This is a genomic window from Microbacterium sp. 18062 (genome assembly GCF_902706225.1).
GTDB lineage: Bacteria > Actinomycetota > Actinomycetes > Actinomycetales > Microbacteriaceae > Microbacterium.
Map to the genome: position 1 here is coordinate 1 of NZ_CACSKB010000066.1, position 17322 is coordinate 17322.

The window sequence follows — 17322 nt, forward strand, 5'->3', positions numbered from 1 at the left end:
GTGGTCGGCCCACCCGACGTTCCGCGCAGAGGTGCGGATGCCGCGCACCGCCGACGACGCGCCCCTCGATCCCGCAGCGGCACGAGCCATCGCGGACGTCGACTGGGCCGACCACCTCGTGTTCTTCTTCCCGCAGTGGTGGGGAACCTACCCGGGCGCGCTGAAGGCGTTCATCGACCGCGTGTTCGTCTCCGGCTTCGCCTTCCGCTACCGTCCGGCCGGGCGGCTGTGGGACAAGCTGCTGACCGGGCGCACCGCCCGCATCGTCATGACGATGGACTCGCCGCGATTCTGGAACCGCTTCGTCTACCGGAACGCCGCGGAGACCAGCCTGCGCCGGGCGGTCTTCGGCTACTGCGGCATCAAGACCGTCGGCGTGACGCGCTTCGCGGAGGTGCGGCACCGGGACGCGGCCGTCCGCACCGGGTGGATCGCGCAGACCGCCCGCCTGGGCCGGCGGGATGCCGCCGCATCCGTCGCCCGTCACCGCGCCCCGGTCGAGGCGCCCGCCGCGGTGTGACCGACGCCCCGCCATCCGGTCCGGACGTGTGCGCCCAGCGGGACGAGGCCCCTGCGGAACGGGTTCCGCGACCCTTCGTGTCGGAGCGTCGCTCCTCGCTCAGGAACCGAGAGCGCAGCGAGACGAAGCGTGAGGACTTCCGGGTCAGCGAGCCGTGGCCGCCGATCGCCGCGGACGACGCGGGGATCTCCTCGGGGATTTCCGAGTCGGATCGTGTCAGGCTGGAGACATGAAGGCCTGGATCGTGCGGTTCGTCTCCCTGTATGTGTTCGACCTCGTCGTTCTGCTGCTCATCGGTCTGCTGCTCTCGAGCGTGCGGGTCGGGTTGGCGGCGTTCTGGGCCGCGCTGGTGCTGACCGCAGCGACCATCTGGCTGAAACCGCTCGTGCGGACGCTGTTCCGGAAGTTCGCCGCGCGCTCCGCGTCGACCCGTACGCGCCTGAGCGAGAAGCTCGTGCAGGGCGTGCTCGTGTTCGTCGTCGAGCTGATCGTCTGGATCGCAGTCGTGGTGTTCTCCGGCGTCGACGTGCGCGGATGGTTCTGGGGGTGGGTGCTCCCCCCGATCGCCCTGCTCATCGCGTTCGCGATCTACGACCTCGTCGACGACCGGATCGAAGCGCGCGCGGGCTCGATCTACGACCGCGTGACGCGGCACGGCGGGGCCGCCGCATCCGTCACCGGCGAGGGAACCGCGACCCGCGGCGACGTGCCCCCGGTGCCGCGGGCACCCGGCGCGAGCCCCGACGGCGCACCCGCCCGCGACCGCCACGACGGACTCACCGCCGAGCAGCGCCGCATGCTCGACGAGCTCGGCTGAGCCCCGCGCGTCGCTCAGGATGCGGCGCGCTCGGCCGCCTCCACGACGTTCATCATGAGCAGGGCGACCGTCATCGGCCCGACACCGCCGGGGTTGGGCGACAGCCAGCCCGCCACCGAGGCGACATCCGGGTCGACGTCGCCGTAGACCTTCTGCTTGCCCGTCTCGGGGTCGGTCTCGCGGGTCACGCCCACATCGAGCACCGCCGCGCCCGGCTTGACGTCCTCGGCCCGCACGAGGTGCTTCACGCCCGCCGCCGCCACCACGACGTCGGCCTCCTGGATGTACCGCGGGAGGTCCACCGTGCCGGTGTGGGTCAGGGTGACCGTCGCGTTGATGTCGCGGCGTGTCAGGAGCAGCCCGATCGAACGGCCGATCGTGACACCGCGGCCGACGACCACCACGTGCTTGCCCGCGAGGTCGTAGCCGTTGCGCTGCAGCAGTTCGATGACGCCGCGCGGCGTGCACGGCAGCGGGGTCGTGATGGGCGCGTTCACATTGAGCACGAGCCGCCCGAGATTGGTCGGATGCAGGCCGTCGGCGTCCTTCGCCGGGTCGATCCGCTCGAGGACGGCGTCGGTGTCCAGGTGCTTGGGCAGGGGCAGCTGCACGATGTAGCCGTGGCAGGTGGGATCCGCGTTGAGCTCGTCGATGAGCGCCTCGACCTGCTCCTGGGTCGCATCGGCGGGCAGCTCGCGCTGGATCGAGTTCATCCCGATCGCCTCGGACTGCCGGTGCTTCATGCCGACGTACAGCTGGGAGGCGGGGTCGGCGCCCACCAGCACCGTCGCGATGCCCGGCGTCACCCCGCGTTCGGCGAGAGCCGCCACGCGCGCGCGCAGCTCCTCCTTGATCGCCTTGGCGGTCGCCACCCCATCGAGTTTCTGAGCGGTCATCCTGTCCTTCTCCTCACGTCGTCGTGGGCGGCCGGCCCGAGGTCGTGGACCCGCGAGACTGCATCCTGCCGCCGAGACCGAGGGTAAACCCCGCAGTCTCGGCGATCCGGTGCAGTCTCGCGGTCCGGGGGCCTCGAATCACTATGCCCGTAGGTATGCGCACGGGGCAAGCGCCGACCGTGCGATCGGACTACTGCTGCAGGCCGGGGTAGAGCGGGAAGGCCGCCGTCAGCGCGGCGACGCGCGTGCGCAGCGCCTCGACGTCGGCGTCCGGCAGCAGAGCCTGCGCGATGATGTCGGCGACCTCGGCGAACTCCGCATCCCCGAACCCGCGCGTCGCGAGCGCCGGCGTGCCGATGCGCAGGCCCGAGGTGACCATCGGCGGGCGCGGGTCGTTCGGAACCGAGTTGCGATTCACGGTGATGCGGATCTCGTGGAGGAGATCCTCGGCCTGCTTGCCGTCGATCACCGCGTCGCGGAGGTCCACGAGCACGAGATGCACGTCGGTTCCGCCCGAGCGCAGCGAGACGCCCGCCGACGCCACGTCGGGCCGGGCGAGACGCTCGGCGAGGATCTGCGCGCCCCGCACCGTGCGCTCCTGACGCTCACGGAACGCGGGGCCCGCCGCGAGCTTGAAGGCCGTCGCCTTCGCCGCGATCACGTGCATGAGCGGCCCCCCCTGCTGGCCGGGGAAGACCGCGGAGTTGATCTTCTTCGCGAGGTCGGCGTCGTTCGTGAGGATGAAGCCCGACCGGGGTCCGCCGATCGTCTTGTGCACGGTCGACGAGACGACGTGCGCGTGGGGCACGGGGCTCGGGTGCACGCCGGCCGCGACGAGACCCGCGAAGTGCGCCATGTCCACCCAGAGGTAGGCGCCCACCTCGTCGGCGATCTCGCGGAAACGTGCGAAGTCGAGCTGACGCGGGTAGGCCGACCACCCGGCGATGATGACCTTCGGCCGATGCTCGATCGCGAGCCGGCGCACCTCGTCCATGTCGACGAGCGAGGTCTCGGCGTCGACGCCGTACGCGACGATGTCGTACAGACGGCCCGAGAAGTTGAGCTTCATGCCGTGCGTGAGGTGTCCGCCGTGGTCGAGCGACAGGCCCAGCAGCGTGTCGCCCGGACGCGCGATCGCGTGCAGCACCGCGGCGTTCGCCGACGCGCCCGAGTGCGGCTGGACGTTCGCGAACGCCGCACCGAACAGGGACTTCGCCCGCTCGATCGCGAGCTCCTCGGCGACGTCGACCTCTTCGCAGCCGCCGTAGTAGCGTCGGCCGGGGTATCCCTCGGCGTACTTGTTCGTGAGCACGGAGCCCTGCGACTGCAACACCGAGACGGGCACGAAGTTCTCGGAGGCGATCATCTCGAGGAAGCCGCGCTGACGCTCGAGCTCGCGCTCGAGAACCTGGGCGATCTCGGGGTCCACCTCGGCGAGCGGGGCGTTGAAGAAGGGGTCGGTCATCTCTCTCCTTGACAGCGGCAACGGCGAACGGGTTTCCGCATCGGCCCAGGCGTACGGCCGAATGCCGTGTCGGTCGCTCCCCGGTGGTGTCCCACCTCAACGCCAGTCGCGACGCGGAAAGCATACCGGATGCGGCTGGCGACCTCATTTTGTTAGGGTTCCTTACATGCAGCTCGGCGTGGTACCTCTGCCCTGCTCGCTCGAGCGGCGCGCCGGGCGGCTCGCGGTGACGCCCGAGCTGGCCGTCCGCGGCGATGCGGACGGCGCCGCCGCCGTGACCGACGTCGTGGCCGCGCGCACCGGCATCCGTCTCCCGGCGGCGCAGAAGCGCGCCTCGGAGGACGACGGCCGGGCGACCGTCTCCCTGCGTCTCGCCCCCGGGGGCGCCCCCGAGTCGTACCGGCTCGTCTCCGGACCGGACGGCGTGGAGATCGACGCCCCGGATGGCGCAGGCCTCTTCTACGCCGCACAGACGCTCGGGCAGCTGCTCACCCGCGACCCCGACGGCGCGGGCTGGCATGTGCCGTCGGTCGAGATCACGGACGCCCCGCGCTTCGCGCACCGGGGACTCATGCTCGACGTCGCCCGCCACTTCTTCCCCGTCGAGGTCGTCGAACGGCTCATCGACCGGGCTGCGGCGCTGAAGCTCAACGTCCTGCACCTCCATCTCAGCGACGATCAGGGCTGGCGCCTCGCGCTCGCCTCGCGTCCCGAGCTGGCCGCACGGGGCTCGGCGACCTCCGCGCTCGGCGACCCCGGCGGCCACTACTGCGCGGACGACTTCCGGCGCATCGTCGCGCACGCCACGGCCCGCCACATGACCGTCGTGCCCGAGCTCGACGTGCCCGGGCACACGCACGCCGTGGGACTCGCCCATCCCGAGCTCGCCGCGGACCCGGTCGTCACCGACGAGGTGCTCGAGACGGTGGCCGCGTTCGGCGGGGGCGTGCCGACCCGGGGCGAGCCGTACACCGGCTTCGCCGTCGGGTTCTCCTCGCTCCGCATCCACGAGGAGGCGACCTACGACTTCCTCGCCGACGTCTTCGGCGAGCTCGCTGCGCTCACCCCCGGGCCCTATCTGCACCTCGGCGGCGACGAGGCGCTCGGCACTCCGCCGGCGGACTTCGCGTCCTTCCTCACCCGTGCCACCGCGATCGTCGCGGACCTCGGCAAGATCCCGATCGCCTGGCACGAGGCGGGCGCCGTCGACGCCCTCGCCCCCGGGACGATCGGGCAGTACTGGGGGTTCGTCTCGCCCATCGACCGCACCGACGACGACGCCCGCGCGTTCGTCGCCCGCGGCGGGCGCCTCATCCTCTCCCCCGCCGACGCGATCTACCTCGACATGAAGGTCGACGCAGCGACCCCGCTCGGTCTCACCTGGGCGAGCGGGCCGACGAGCGTCGAGCGCTCCTACTCCTGGGAGCCGACCGAGATCGTGGCAGGCGTCGCGGAGTCGGACATCCTCGGCGTCGAGGCGGCGCTGTGGACCGAGACGATCGCGACCGAGGCCGACATCGAGGCGATGGTGTTCCCGCGCATCGCCTCGGCCGCCGAGATCGCCTGGTCCCCCGCCTCCGGGCCGGAGCGCACGTGGGAGGCCTTCCGCCTTCGGCTCGCCGCCCTCGGCTCGGCCTGGGACGATGTCGGCATCCGCTTCACCCGCGCCGCCGGGGTTCCGTGGGCGCACCGGTGAGCCTCGTCGTGCACTCCGCGCGGGTCGTCACGGGCGGCACGGCGGTCGACGACGCCTGGGTGCACGTCGACGACGGGCGGATCGCCGCGTCCGGCACCGGTGCCGGCTGGCGGGCGATCGCCGCGGGTGTCGTCGTCGACGCCGCGGATGCCGCCGGCCCCGGCGCCGTGCTCACCCCGGGGTTCGTCGACATCCACGGGCACGGCGGCGGCGGACACGCCTACGACGACGGCGTCACCGCGATCCGCGCGGCGCGCGCCCTGCACCGCGTGCACGGCACGACGCGCGCGGTGGTCTCGCTGGTCACGGCGCCCCTGGACCTGCTTCTCGTGCGCGTGCGCGCGATCGCGGAACTCGCCCGCACCGACCCCGACGTGCTCGGCTCGCACCTCGAGGGCCCCTTCCTCGACGCGGCCCACAAGGGCGCGCACGACGCCGCGCTGCTGCGTGAGCCCGACGCCGACCTCGACCGGCTGCTCGAGGCGGGGGCGGGCACTGTCCGCCAGGTCACGCTCGCACCTGAGCTGCCCGGCGGACTCGACGCGGTGCGCCGGGTCGTCGCGGCGGGGGCCGCGGCCGCCGTCGGCCACACGGCGGCGGATGCGGCGACCGCCGCTGCGGCGTTCGATGCCGGCGCGACGATCCTCACGCACGCGTTCAACGCGATGCCCGGACTCCATCACCGCCTGCCGGGGCCCGTCGGCGCAGCGCTCGGCGACGATCGGGTCACGCTCGAGGCGATCGCGGACGGCGTGCACCTGCATCCGGAGATCGTGCGGATGCTGGCCGCCGCCGCCCCCGGCCGGATCGCACTGGTCACCGACGCCATGGCCGCGGCGGGGGCCGCGGACGGGGACTACGCGCTGGGCTCGCTCGCGATCGCCGTGCGCGACGGCGTCGCCCGGCTCGCAGGCACCGACACGATCGCCGGGTCGACGCTGACGCAGGACGCGGCGCTCCGGACCGCCGTGGCGGCGGGAGTGCCGCTCGCAGCAGCCGTGCACGCGCTGACCGAGGCACCCGCGCGGGTCATCGGGCGCCCCGACCTCGGCCGGCTCGCGCCGGGTGCGGCCGGCGACCTCGTGCTGCTGACGGCGGGCCTCGCCGTCAGCGGCGTGTGGACCGCCGGGGTCCGCCACGTCTGACCGGGGGCGTCGGCTCGCCCGACGGCCGGTGCGGGCCCTCTCCGCGGCTGCGCAACTCCTCCGACGACCGCGGGCGCATGCCGGACACTCCTCGCGAACGACCGCATCGAAGGAGTTACGCGCGCTCGTAGACTGGAAGCCGTGACCGACCCGAACGCCGCATCCCCCTCCCCCGCCGCGAACGCCGGCGGCGGCACCTCCGGCTCCGCGACGCTGCCGGCCGGGACACGGCGTCCGCTGAGCGCCGTGGAGGTGCTCGCGTTCGTCTGCGAGATCGTCGCGTTCGGCGTGCTGGCGATCTGGGGCTTCGCGGTGTGGGAGCTCCCGTGGAACATCGTGCTCGGGATCGCGACGCCGGTCGCGGCAGTCCTGCTGTGGGCACTGTTCGTGTCTCCGCGCGCCGTGTTCGCGGTGCACCCGTTCGTCCGCGCGATCGTGGAGCTGCTCGTCTACGCCGCCGCGACCGCCGCCCTCTGGTCCATGGGCCTCACCTGGGTCGGCATCGGCTTCGCGGTCATCGCCGTCGCCGTGGGCGCCGTCGCGGGCCGCCGTCGATTCGCCTGACCCCCGAAGCTGAGGTGCGCCCGCAGATCCCTTTCGGCCATCGTCGGGTCGACGCCGCGGCGGAACGGCCTTCGCGCCCCTTCGTCTCGAAGCTGTGCTCCTCGCTCAGGGACCGAAGACGGGAGACTCTCGCCCGGCTCCTCGCCGAGGGGCCGACGTGTGAGGACTCTCGCGTCGGCTCCTCACTCGGGAACCGAAGAACGGGGATCCCGGGTCAGCTGCTCAGCGCCCGGGTCCGAGGCGCCACTCGCGCGGTGTGCAGCCGAACTGCCGCACGAACGCCCGGGTGAACGTCGTCACGTCGCGGAACCCGGATCGATACGCGATCCACTCGACCGTGCGCTGCGGGCTGCGAGGTTCCGACAGCTCTGCGGCGGCGATCCGCAGCCGTTCGGCGCGGAGGTAGGCGGCCGGCGACAGGCCGACCTCTTCGAACACCTGGTAGAGGCGTCGCCGTGAGACGAAGTGACGCCGCGCCACCTGACCCACGTCGAGGTCGGGCTCGGTCGCGTGAGCGCGGAGGAACTCCTGCACCGTGTGCCGGAGTCCGCCCGAGCTCCGCGGCACGACCCCGCCCTCGCCGAACGACGACCGGAGCATGACGCGCGCCAGATCGCGCAGGGTCTCGCCCGCACGCGGCGGCGCGCCGTCGGCCGGGAGGGCGGAGGCATAGGAGAACAGGTTGCCGACGGCAGGGCTCCGCTCACCGCCCGGCACGCTGAGCCGCGTCATCGCGGCCTCCAGCAGCTCGGGGGCGAGCCCGAGGGAGGAACGCGACACCTGGACGATGAGCTGCTGCTGCGCCGGCCAGGAGTAGTCGAGGTAGTAGGGACGGTCGGTCGCGTACACGGTCACCGAGCCGGTCCGCACGGACGCGGCCCGGCCGCCCTGCGCCACGATCCCTCGCGAAGAGCGCTGCAGCGACAGGTGCACGTCGTCGCGCAGCGCCGAGCCCGCCAATCGGTCGGTGCGCTCCGCGCTCGTGCCGCACGTCGTCACCAGCGACACCGAGATCCCGTCGTCGACCGGCGCGTGCTCCATCCGTCCCGTGAACCGAGCCTCGAACCCCGCGCAGCGCAGGGGCACGAAACATCCGCTGACGACGGACTCCCATCCGTCGGCGCTCTCAGCCTCGAGAACAACCACGTTCGCCTCCCCATGTGGTTCGGAATGGTATCCCCGCCCTCTCACCGGGTCAAACGGTCGATGCCGGTCAGGGGTGCACGAAACGCCGGATCGCGGAGCCTGGCGTCTGCGACGGTGGTGACGACCGACGACGAGGCCGGACACTCGAGGAGAGACGATGACGTTCTTCGCACAGCAGACCTGGGATGGCAGAGGCTATGTCGCGGGATGGGTGCCGCTGTCCGGCACGATCGTCGTGACCTCGCCGTCGACCGGGGACGCCGTCGCGACCGTCGGCGCGGCCGACGCGGACGAGGTGGGCGAGGCGATCGACCGTGCCGAGGCGGCGCAGTGGGACTGGGCGGCGCGCCCCGCGCCCGAGCGCGCCGAGATCATGCGCCGCGCCGCGACGCTCCTCGAGGAGCACGGCGACGTGCTGAGCCGCTGGCTGGTGGACGAGGCGGGCTCGGCACAGGGGAAGGCGGCGTTCGAGGTAGGACTGGTCCTCAGCGAGCTCCACCAGGCGTCCGCGACGGCCGTCGCCCCCTACGGTCAGCTGCTCACCTCCTCCCGACCGCGGCTGAGCCTCGCTCGGCGTCGACCCGTCGGCGTCGTGGGGGTCATCTCGCCGTTCAACTTCCCGGCGATCCTCGCCGCCCGATCCGTCCTCCCCGCGCTGGCGCTCGGAAACGCCGTCGTCCTCAAGCCCGATCCGCGCACCGCCGTCTCGGGCGGCCTGTTCCTCGCCGCACTGCTCGAGGCGGCCGGGCTCCCCGCGGGCCTGCTCGCGGTGGTGCCCGGCGGCCTCGACGCCGGTACGGCGCTCATCGAGCATCCGGCCGTCCCGGTCGTCTCGTTCACCGGATCGACCTCGGCCGGCCGCGCGATCGGGGAGCGGGCCGGACGCCTCCTCAAGCGCGCGCACCTCGAGCTCGGCGGCAACAACGCGATGATCGTGCTGCCGGATGCGGACGTGGCCGCGGCGGCCGCCGCCGGCGCGTGGGGGTCCTTCCTCCACCAGGGCCAGATCTGCATGACCACCGGCCGGCACCTCGTGCACGCCGACGTGTACGAGGAGTACACGGATCGCCTCGCCGAGAAGGCACGTGCCCTCACCGCCGCGGACCCGGCGACCGGCGCCCCGCTCGGCCCCCTCATCGACGCAGGACAGCGGGACCGGGTGCACGGCATCGTGACCGCCTCCGTCGCCGCAGGCGCCGAGCTGCGCGCGGGCGGCGAGTACACCGACCTGTTCTATCAGCCGACCGTCCTGTCCGAGGTCCGTCCGACGCACGCAGCCTTCACCGAGGAGATCTTCGGACCGGTCGCCCCCGTCATCCGGTTCGAAGACGTGGACGAGGCCATCGACCTCGCCGACGCCAGCCCGTTCGGGCTCTCGGTGTCGGTGCTCGGTGGCGACGCCTTCCGCGCCTTCGAGCTCGGCGAGCGCATCTCCAGCGGCATCCTGCACATCAACGATCAGACGGTCGACGACGAGGCGCAGGCCCCCTTCGGGGGCACGGGTCACTCCGGCACGGGGGCGCGGTTCGGCGGACACGACGCGAACATCGAGGCCTTCACCGACACGCAATGGGTGACCGTGCAGTCGCGCATCGCCGCCTATCCCTTCTGAGCGCCCGACACCCACCGGCCCGAGCTGACGCACCCGACGCCCACCCCTACGAAGCCCGACCCCAACGAAAGGACGTGCGATGACGCACTCACCTCGATCCCGGGCGCTGCGCACCGCCGCGCTCGCCGCCGCGACCGCCGTCGCCCTCACCGCCTGCTCCGTCGGGAGCGGCGACGACGCCGCACCCGACGCGTCGTCCTCGGCCGCCATCGCCGCCGCTCAGGATTTCCTCGCGCCCTGGTACGGCGACGGGGACAAGGACCTCCTCATCGACGAACCGCTCGCCGCCCCGGTCGCCGCGGGCGCCCGGATCGTCTATCTCGACGTGGGCACCCCGGTGAGCGCGGTCATGTGGGCGAATCTGCAGACGCCCGCCGAGCTTCTCGGCCTCCGGCTGGAGCGCGTCGAGGTCGGCCGCGACGCGCAGAGCATCAACGCCGCGATGAACACGGTCGTCGAGCTCGCTCCGGACGGCGTGATCAACATCACGCTCGACCCGGTCTTCTTCGAGCCGCAGATCGAGCGGCTCGAGGATCTGGGCATTCCGATCGCCAGCGGCTCCGTGATGAACACGGTCGAGTACGGCCTGCCCGAGGCGTTCAACGGTCCCGACTGGATGACGGCGAACGGCGAGGCACTGGGAGCGGCCGCCCTGGTGCGATCCGGTGGCGCGACGGAGTACGTGTTCTACAACGTCCCCGAGTTCCCGTTCTCGCCGTTCGAGCTCGAGGGCGCGCAGTCGAAGATCGCGCAGCTGTGCCCCGGATGCACGGTGCGGGTGGTCGACATCCCCATCGCGGAGCTCGGCTCGACCGCGGCGGACCGGGTCGTGAGCGACCTGCAGGCGAACCCGGGCACCGAGTACTTCCTCGCCTCGGTGGACGAGGTGCAGATCGGGCTCCCGCAGAAGCTGAGCCTGGCGGGGCTGGACGTCGACGGCATCGCCATGTGGACCGCACCGCCCAACTACGAGCAGATCGCCGCCGGCGAGCAGGACGCCACCCTGTCGGTCGACCTCAACCTCATGATGTGGACGGTCCTCGACCAGCTGCTGCGGGAGATGGCGGGGCAGGACTACACGTGGCCGGACGCACTGACCCGCGCGTCGACGCTGACCCGCGTCACCGATGCGGAGAACGTGCCGGAGGACCCGGTGACGGGCTACGTCGCGATCCCGGACTACCAGGACCGCTTCGCCGCGAACTGGCTCGTCGGATGAGCGCCGCGGGACCGGGCGGGCGCCCGGCCCCGCGTGCGGAGAGGACACCATGACCGAGAACGGATCCCCCGCGCTGTTGCGGGTGCGCGGCCTGGTGAAGGCCTTTCCCGGGCTCACCGCGCTCGACCGGGTGGGAATGGACGTGCACGCGGGCGAGGTGGTGGCGATCGTCGGACACAACGGCTCCGGCAAGTCCACGCTCGTGAAGATCCTCGCCGGCGTCTCGGCATCCGACGGGGGCTCGGTCGAGACCGCGCCGGGCACGGACCTGCACTTCATCCATCAGGACCTCGCGCTCGTCGGCGAGCTGACGGCGACCGAGAACCTTGCGCTGATGAAGGGCACGGGAGCCGGAGCGGGTGCACCGGTGCGCAGCCGTGCGGACCGGGCGCGAGCGCGCGAGCTGGTGGCGCGGTTCGGCGAGCCGTTCGACGTGGACCGACCTCTCCGGGCTCTGACGCCGGCGCAGCGCGCCATCGTCGCCATCAGCCGCGCGATGGACGGGTGGACCCACGTCGCGAACGTGCTGGTGCTCGACGAGCCGACCGAGTCGTTGCACCGCAGCGAGGTCGACGTGCTCTTCGCCGCCGTCCGGCGGCTCGCCGCCGAAGGGGCGGGCGTGATCTTCGTCTCGCACCGCCTCGACGAGGTGCTCGCCCTCGCGGACCGCGTCGTGGTGCTGCGCGACGGGCGCAAGGTCGCCGACCTGCCCGTCGCCGAGGTCGACCACGGCGTGCTCGTCGAGCTCATCACCGGGGCGGATGCGGCGGCCCTCGCTGCGCCCGGGGCGCCGCCGCCGCACGGCACCGGCACCCCTGCGCTGCGCGTGCGGGGCCTGCGGGGCGGCACGGTCGAGGGGCTCGATCTCGACCTGAGACCGGGCGAGATCGTCGGCGTCGCCGGCGTGCTCGGATCGGGCCGCGAGCTGGTGCCGTCCCTGATGTACGGCGCCGTGCCGGCGGCGGCGGACCTGTTCGAGGTGGACGGACACGCCTACGCCCGCCGATCGCCGGCGCGGAGCCTGCGCCGGCGCGTCGCGTTCGTCCCGGGCGATCGCGCCCGGCTGGGATCGATCCGCGAGCTCACCGCGCGGGAGAACCTGTTCCTCCCCCACCTCCACGCACTCGCCGGTCGGCTCGGCGCCGTGCGCAGACGCCTCGAGCGCGCCGAGACGACACGGCTCATCGACGAGTTCGACGTGCGCCCGCCGCGTTCCGAGCAGCGCTTCTCGCTGTTCAGCGGCGGGAACCAGCAGAAGATCGTCATGGCGCGGGCTCTCTACGACCGGCCGGTCGTCCTGCTGCTCGATGAGCCGACGCAGGGCGTCGACATCGGCGCCAAGGCGGCCATCTACCGGGCGGTCGAGCGCGGCGCCGCCGCCGGCGCCGCGGTGCTGGTGAGCTCCTCGGACGCGAAGGAGCTGATCACGCTGTGCCACCGCGTCGTCGTCATGCGCGAGGGCCGCGGCGCCACGGTGCTGGCCGGCGCCGATCTCACCGAGCACCGCCTCGTCACCGAGGGCTACGGCCTGCCCTGATCCCGCCCGACACGTCCTCGAGGAGAACCCCCATGCGCGCCGACATCCTGCGCACCCTGTCCTTCCGCAACATCAGCGCCGTCTACATCTTCATCGTGATCTTCGCCGTCTTCGCGATCTGGATCCCGGACCGCTTCCTGCAACCCGGCGTGTGGCGCTCGCTGCTGGACGCGGAGGCGCTGACCGGCATCGCGGCGATCGGCGCCCTCATCCCGCTCGTCGCCGGGTCGCTGAACCTCGCCGTCGGCGCGCAGGTGGGCTTCTCCGCGATCCTCTCCGCGTGGCTCCTCTCGCGGGCGGGACTGCCGATCGCCCTCCAGCTGCCCGCCGTGCTCGCCGCGGGCGCGGCGATCGGCCTGGTCACCGCCTTGGTGATCACGCGGCTGCGGGTCGACCCGATCATCGCCACTCTCGGCATGAGCTCCATCCTGCTCGCCGGGATGGCCTGGGTCTCGGGCAGTCAGCAGATCCTCGGCCTCGGCCCCGACTACCGACTGCTGGCAACGACGCAGATCGCCGGCATCACTCTCCCCGTCTACATCCTGCTGCTCGTCGCGGTGGTCAGCTGGTACGTGCTGGAGCGCACGCCCGCGGGCCGTCGGATGTACGCCGTGGGCTTCAACCCGGAGGCCGCCCGGCTGGCGGGCGTCCGGGTGGAGCGCGTGCGGATCGGCACGCTGACCGCGGGCGGTGCGCTCGCGGCGCTCGCCGGCGCGCTGCTGACCAGTCGCATCAACGCCGGAGACCCGACCGTCGGGCCCGGGTTCCTGCTGCCTGCGCTGACCGCGGTCTTCCTCGGGTCGACGCAGTTCCGCGGCGGCAGGTTCAACGTGTGGGGCACGATCGTCGCGATGTACGTGCTCGCGGTCGGCATCAAGGGTCTGCAGCTCGCCGGGTCGCCGCGCTGGGTCAACGATCTCTTCTACGGGCTCGCGCTCCTGCTCGCGGTGGCGCTCTCGCAGTGGGAGAAGACCTCGCGTCGGGGCTCCGCCATCCGAAGGGCGCTGCCCGGCCGGGCGCATCGGGACGCATCCGCCTGAGCGGAGCCGCACCCACAGCCGTGGGAAACCACATCCGTCACGAGACATCGCGCATCGCGGCGCGCCTCATCGCGGATGTGGTTTCTCATGGCGCCGGTGCATGCCGCACGCGCGGTGCACGCCCGCTCAGAGCCCCTGCCAGTCCGGCTTGTGCTCCCAGGTGTACCGGTAGTAGTCGGCCAGCCGCAGGCGCGACGCCGCGGCCTCGTCGAGGACGACCGTCGTGTGCGGATGCAGCTGGATCGCCGATCCGGGCAGCATCGCGGAGACCGGCCCCTCGACCGCTCCGGCGACCGCATCCGCCTTCGCCTCGCCGAACGCGATCAGCACGAGATGCCGCGCGCGGAGGATCGTGCCGAGCCCCTGCGTGATGCAGTGCCGGGGCACGTCGTCGACGCTGTCGAAGAAGCGGGCGTTGTCGGCGCGCGTCTGCGCGGTGAGGGTCTTCACCCGGGTGAGCGACGCGAACGACGACCCGGGCTCGTTGAAACCGATGTGCCCGTCGGTGCCGATCCCGAGCAGCTGCAGATCCACCCCGCCGGCCGCCGTGATCTCCCGCTCGTACCGCTCGCCGGCGGTCGCGATGCCGGCCAGGTCGCCGTCGGGGGTCCGGATGCGGGCGGGATCGAGGCCCAGCGGCTCTACGACCTCGCGGGCGATCACCGAGCGGTAGCTCTCCGGATGCGCGGGATCGAGACCGACATACTCGTCGAGGGCGAACCCGCGCACGCGGGAGACGTCGACGCCGCGCAGCCCTGGGCGGAGCGCGTCGTAGACCGGCAACGGGGTCGACCCTGTCGCGAGTCCCAGCACCGCGTCCGGGCGTCGGACGACCAGCCCTCCGATCTCGTCCGCGACGAGCGCCCCGGCGTCGTCCTTCGACGTCACGATCACGACCTCAGCCATGCGCGACCACCTCCTCCGAATCGAGTGCTCCTCCGACGATGGCCGCGCCGACGGCGGCGGCCGGTGACCCCTCGGGCAGCGCCTCGATCCGGTCGGCGAGCGCGAGCGACCGGAGGAACGGCGAGCCCGCCGCGCCCGTCTCGAGGGCGCGGCGCACGTCCGGCAGCAGCCGTTCCCGCAGGGCGGTGAGCCCCCCGCCGAGCACGACGGCGTCGACGTCGGCGGTGAGCACGAGGATGCGGACCGCCGCCGCGACGGCGACGGCGAGGTCCGCGCGCAGCCGCGCGGCGAGCGCGTCGCCGCGGTCGGCCGCGTCGAACACGTCGCGCACGGGGTACTCCCCTGGCCGGTCCCAGCGTTCGGCGATGGACGCGCCGCCCGCCATCGCCTCGATGCAGCCGCGGCCGCCGCAGCGGCACCGCGGGCCGCCCGGATCGACAGAGATGTGCCCGACCTCGCCGGCGGTCCCCCGCCCTCCGCGCCACACGCGCCCGTCGACCACGATGCCGGCGGCGATGCCCGTGCCGAGGTTGAGGTACGCGAGGCTGTCGCCGTCCCGCAGCGATGCCGCCCCGACAGCGGCCGCCTTCACGTCGTTCTCGACCCGCACGGGAAGGCCGAGCAGGGGCTGGATCGTGCGGTGCACGTCCATCTCGGCGACCCCGAGGTTCAGCGCGTGGGTCACGCGCATGGTGCCGGGGCGCACTTGACCCGGCATGCCGATGCCGACCGTGCGGAACCGCGTCGGGTCGACCCCGGGGAGCGTCCCCAGCGCCGCGACGGCGTCGGCGACCGTCCGGGCGACGCCCTCCGCCCCCCAGAGCGTCGCGAGCCGGATGCGGCCGGCCACCGCACCGGCGTCGTCGACCACGACCGCGTCGGTCTTCGTGCCGCCGACGTCGAGCCCGACCCGCATCAGCCCTTCACCGCGCCGGACATGAGCCCGCTGGTCATGCGGTGCTGGACGAACAGGAAGAAGACGATGACAGGGATCGCCATCAGGGTGGACGCCGCCATGACGACCGACCAGTCCGTGGCCTTCGTGACCTGCACGAAGCTGCGCAGCCAGATGGGCAGGGTCTGCGCCTCGGGCCGGGTCATGATGACCAGCGCGAAGACGAACTCGTTCCACGCCTGGATGAACGCGAAGACGCCGGTGGAGACGAGCCCGGGGGCGAGGAGGGGGAACGTGATGCGCCAGAACGCTCCCGTGCGGCTGCATCCGTCGATCATCGCAGCCTCCTCGAGCTCGGCCGGGACGCCGTTGACGAAACCGCGCAGCGTCCAGATCGTGAAGGGCAGCACGAGCGCGATGTAGACGAAGCTCAGCCCGGCGACCGTGTTGACCAGCGCCCAGCCGTCGAGCACGCGGAATGTCGAGATGATGAGCGCCTCGGCGGGGATCATCTGGATCACGAGGATCGCCACGATGAGGCTCTTGCGGCTGCGGAACCGGAAGCGCGACACGGCGACGGCGGCCAGGAACGCGAACACGAGCGCGACGACGAGGGTGATCAGGGTCGCGGCGATCGAGACGCCGAGCGCGCTCACGAAGCCGCCCTCGGAGAAGGCGGTGACGTAGTTGCGCAGCGTGAACTCGTCCGGCCACAGGTGCGGCGTCGAGGTCTTGATCGCCGAGGCGGGCAGCAGCGAGGTGTTCACCATCCAGTAGACCGGGAAGATCGAGCAGGCGATCACCACCAGCGCGGCGACGTTGAGCAGGACGCGGCGGGGACGGATGCGGACGGCGCGCGCGGTCACGAACGGTCCTCCTTCAGCATGGAGCGGATGTAGTACGCGGAGATCACGAGCATGATCGCGACGAGGATGACCGAGATCGCCCCGCCCGAACCGAGGTCGCCGGAGGCCATCGAGACGCTGTAGATGTAGACGCCGATCGTGTTCGTGTCGGCCCGGACGCCCCCGATCGTCTGCAGCGCGTAGATCTGGGCGAAGACGCGGAGATCCCAGATGATCTGCAGGATGAGCAGCACGATCAGGATCGAGCGGAGGTAGGGCAGCACGATGTACCGGAAGCGCTGGAACGCCCCCGCCCCGTCGAGGGACGCCGCCTCGAGCACCTCGTCGGGCACCTGGCTGAGCCCCGCGTACACGGTGAACGCGACGAACGGGATGGCGCCCCAGGTGATGACGATGGCGGCGACGGAGAAGAAGCTGAGCGGCTCGATCAGCCAGCTGTGCCCGGTCCAGTCGGTGCCGGTGATCTGCGAGAGCAGGTGGTTCACGAGGCCGTACTGGGTGTCGAAGATCCAGCCCCAGACGATCGTCGCGGTCAGCGCCGGCATCGCCCAGGCGAGCAGCAGCGCGATCGAGACCGCGGTGCGCATGACGCGGCCGAGCTTGGACATCATCAGCGCGATGAGCACGCCGAGAGACATGGTGGCCGCCACACACACGAGGCACAGGGTGATGCTGCGGGCCAGGACCAGCCAGAACTGGGGGTCCGTCAGCACGGCGACGTAGTTGTCGAGACCGACGAAGGGCGCGGGCGCGCCGAAGATCTGGGGGCGGCCGAACTCCTGGAACGACATCACGACCATCTGCACGAGCGGCCAGCCGATGAAGACGGCGAGCATCACCAGCGCGGGGGCGAGCAGCAGGAACGGCGCCTTCTGGGCGGGGCCGCGGCGGCGCACGGATGGCGCGTCGCCGCCGGGCGCGGCGGTCCGCGCTCGGCGGGTCGGGGTGTCGATCGTCACGGGGACCTCCTCTCGGACGGGGCGGGCGGGGCAAGGGGC

At 72.4% G+C, this 17322-nt stretch carries 16 protein-coding genes and 1 riboswitch; of the genes, 9 read left to right on the forward strand and 7 right to left on the reverse strand.

From position 1 onward, the window contains the following. Positions 1-520 (forward strand): NAD(P)H-dependent oxidoreductase (locus GVL03_RS17215; RefSeq protein ID WP_159502242.1); only part of this gene is annotated, 520 nt, incomplete at its 5' end. Positions 521-749: 229 nt separating this feature from the next. Next, positions 750-1337 (forward strand): hypothetical protein, encoded by a 588-nt coding sequence (locus GVL03_RS17220; RefSeq protein ID WP_159502243.1) that lies wholly within the window; start codon positions 750-752, stop codon positions 1335-1337. Between the two features lie 14 nt (positions 1338-1351). Here GVL03_RS17220 and GVL03_RS17225 read toward each other — a convergent pair whose 3' ends face one another. Together GVL03_RS17225 and glyA are read right to left on the reverse strand one after the other, a co-directional pair. Continuing rightward, a complete protein-coding gene (locus tag GVL03_RS17225) occupies positions 1352-2233 on the reverse strand; it encodes a bifunctional methylenetetrahydrofolate dehydrogenase/methenyltetrahydrofolate cyclohydrolase (RefSeq protein WP_159502244.1) in 882 nt (293 codons plus the stop codon). A 190-nt stretch (positions 2234-2423) separates the two neighbouring features. Continuing rightward, a complete protein-coding gene (gene glyA, locus GVL03_RS17230; protein ID WP_159502245.1) occupies positions 2424-3698 on the reverse strand; it encodes a serine hydroxymethyltransferase in 1275 nt (424 codons plus the stop codon). 36 nt (positions 3699-3734) lie between these two features. Further along, a riboswitch (ZMP/ZTP riboswitch) is annotated at positions 3735-3818 on the reverse strand. A gap of 46 nt (positions 3819-3864) precedes the next feature. Between glyA and GVL03_RS17235 the strand changes: the two genes are divergently transcribed. The 3 genes from GVL03_RS17235 (at position 3865) to GVL03_RS17245 (ending at position 7103) form a co-directional block, all read left to right on the forward strand. After that, positions 3865-5394 (forward strand): family 20 glycosylhydrolase, encoded by a 1530-nt coding sequence (locus tag GVL03_RS17235; RefSeq protein WP_159502246.1) that lies wholly within the window; start codon positions 3865-3867, stop codon positions 5392-5394. Beyond that, a complete protein-coding gene (gene nagA / locus GVL03_RS17240) occupies positions 5391-6539 on the forward strand; it encodes an N-acetylglucosamine-6-phosphate deacetylase (RefSeq protein ID WP_159502247.1) in 1149 nt (382 codons plus the stop codon). The genes GVL03_RS17235 and nagA overlap by 4 nt, the downstream gene beginning before the upstream one ends. A gap of 141 nt (positions 6540-6680) precedes the next feature. After that, positions 6681-7103, forward strand: coding sequence for a YrdB family protein (locus GVL03_RS17245; RefSeq protein ID WP_159502248.1), 423 nt, complete (start codon positions 6681-6683; stop codon positions 7101-7103). Between the two features lie 222 nt (positions 7104-7325). On the opposite strand, the gene GVL03_RS17250 is transcribed toward GVL03_RS17245, so the two are convergent. Beyond that, complete coding sequence (locus tag GVL03_RS17250; protein ID WP_159502249.1) at positions 7326-8249, reverse strand: helix-turn-helix domain-containing protein; 924 nt, start codon at positions 8247-8249, stop codon at positions 7326-7328. Positions 8250-8406: 157 nt separating this feature from the next. Here GVL03_RS17250 and GVL03_RS17255 point away from each other — a divergent pair, with 157 nt between their 5' ends. From GVL03_RS17255 to GVL03_RS17270, 4 genes are all read left to right on the forward strand, one after another. Next, on the forward strand, positions 8407-9861 hold the full coding sequence (locus GVL03_RS17255; RefSeq protein WP_159502250.1) for an aldehyde dehydrogenase family protein: 1455 nt from the start codon (positions 8407-8409) through the stop codon (positions 9859-9861). Positions 9862-9940: 79 nt separating this feature from the next. Further along, positions 9941-11080 (forward strand): hypothetical protein, encoded by a 1140-nt coding sequence (locus GVL03_RS17260; protein WP_159502251.1) that lies wholly within the window; start codon positions 9941-9943, stop codon positions 11078-11080. Positions 11081-11129: 49 nt separating this feature from the next. After that, positions 11130-12617 (forward strand): sugar ABC transporter ATP-binding protein, encoded by a 1488-nt coding sequence (locus GVL03_RS17265; protein WP_159502252.1) that lies wholly within the window; start codon positions 11130-11132, stop codon positions 12615-12617. A gap of 32 nt (positions 12618-12649) precedes the next feature. Continuing rightward, complete coding sequence (locus GVL03_RS17270; protein WP_159502253.1) at positions 12650-13657, forward strand: ABC transporter permease; 1008 nt, start codon at positions 12650-12652, stop codon at positions 13655-13657. A gap of 126 nt (positions 13658-13783) precedes the next feature. Here the strand turns inward: GVL03_RS17270 and GVL03_RS17275 are convergent, their stop codons facing one another. The 4 genes from GVL03_RS17275 to GVL03_RS17290 are packed head-to-tail and all read right to left on the reverse strand — an operon-like array spanning position 13784 to position 17283. Beyond that, complete coding sequence (locus GVL03_RS17275) at positions 13784-14563, reverse strand: glucosamine-6-phosphate deaminase (protein ID WP_159502254.1); 780 nt, start codon at positions 14561-14563, stop codon at positions 13784-13786. Further along, positions 14556-15479: an ROK family protein gene (locus GVL03_RS17280; RefSeq protein WP_159502255.1), complete on the reverse strand. Its 924-nt coding sequence runs from the start codon at positions 15477-15479 to the stop codon at positions 14556-14558. The genes GVL03_RS17275 and GVL03_RS17280 overlap by 8 nt, the downstream gene beginning before the upstream one ends. Continuing rightward, positions 15479-16324 (reverse strand): carbohydrate ABC transporter permease, encoded by an 846-nt coding sequence (locus GVL03_RS17285; RefSeq protein WP_235038216.1) that lies wholly within the window; start codon positions 16322-16324, stop codon positions 15479-15481. The genes GVL03_RS17280 and GVL03_RS17285 overlap by 1 nt, the downstream gene beginning before the upstream one ends. Continuing rightward, positions 16321-17283, reverse strand: coding sequence for a carbohydrate ABC transporter permease (locus tag GVL03_RS17290; protein WP_235038217.1), 963 nt, complete (start codon positions 17281-17283; stop codon positions 16321-16323). Before GVL03_RS17290 ends, GVL03_RS17285 begins: the two co-directional genes overlap by 4 nt. Positions 17284-17322: the final 39 nt, after the last annotated feature.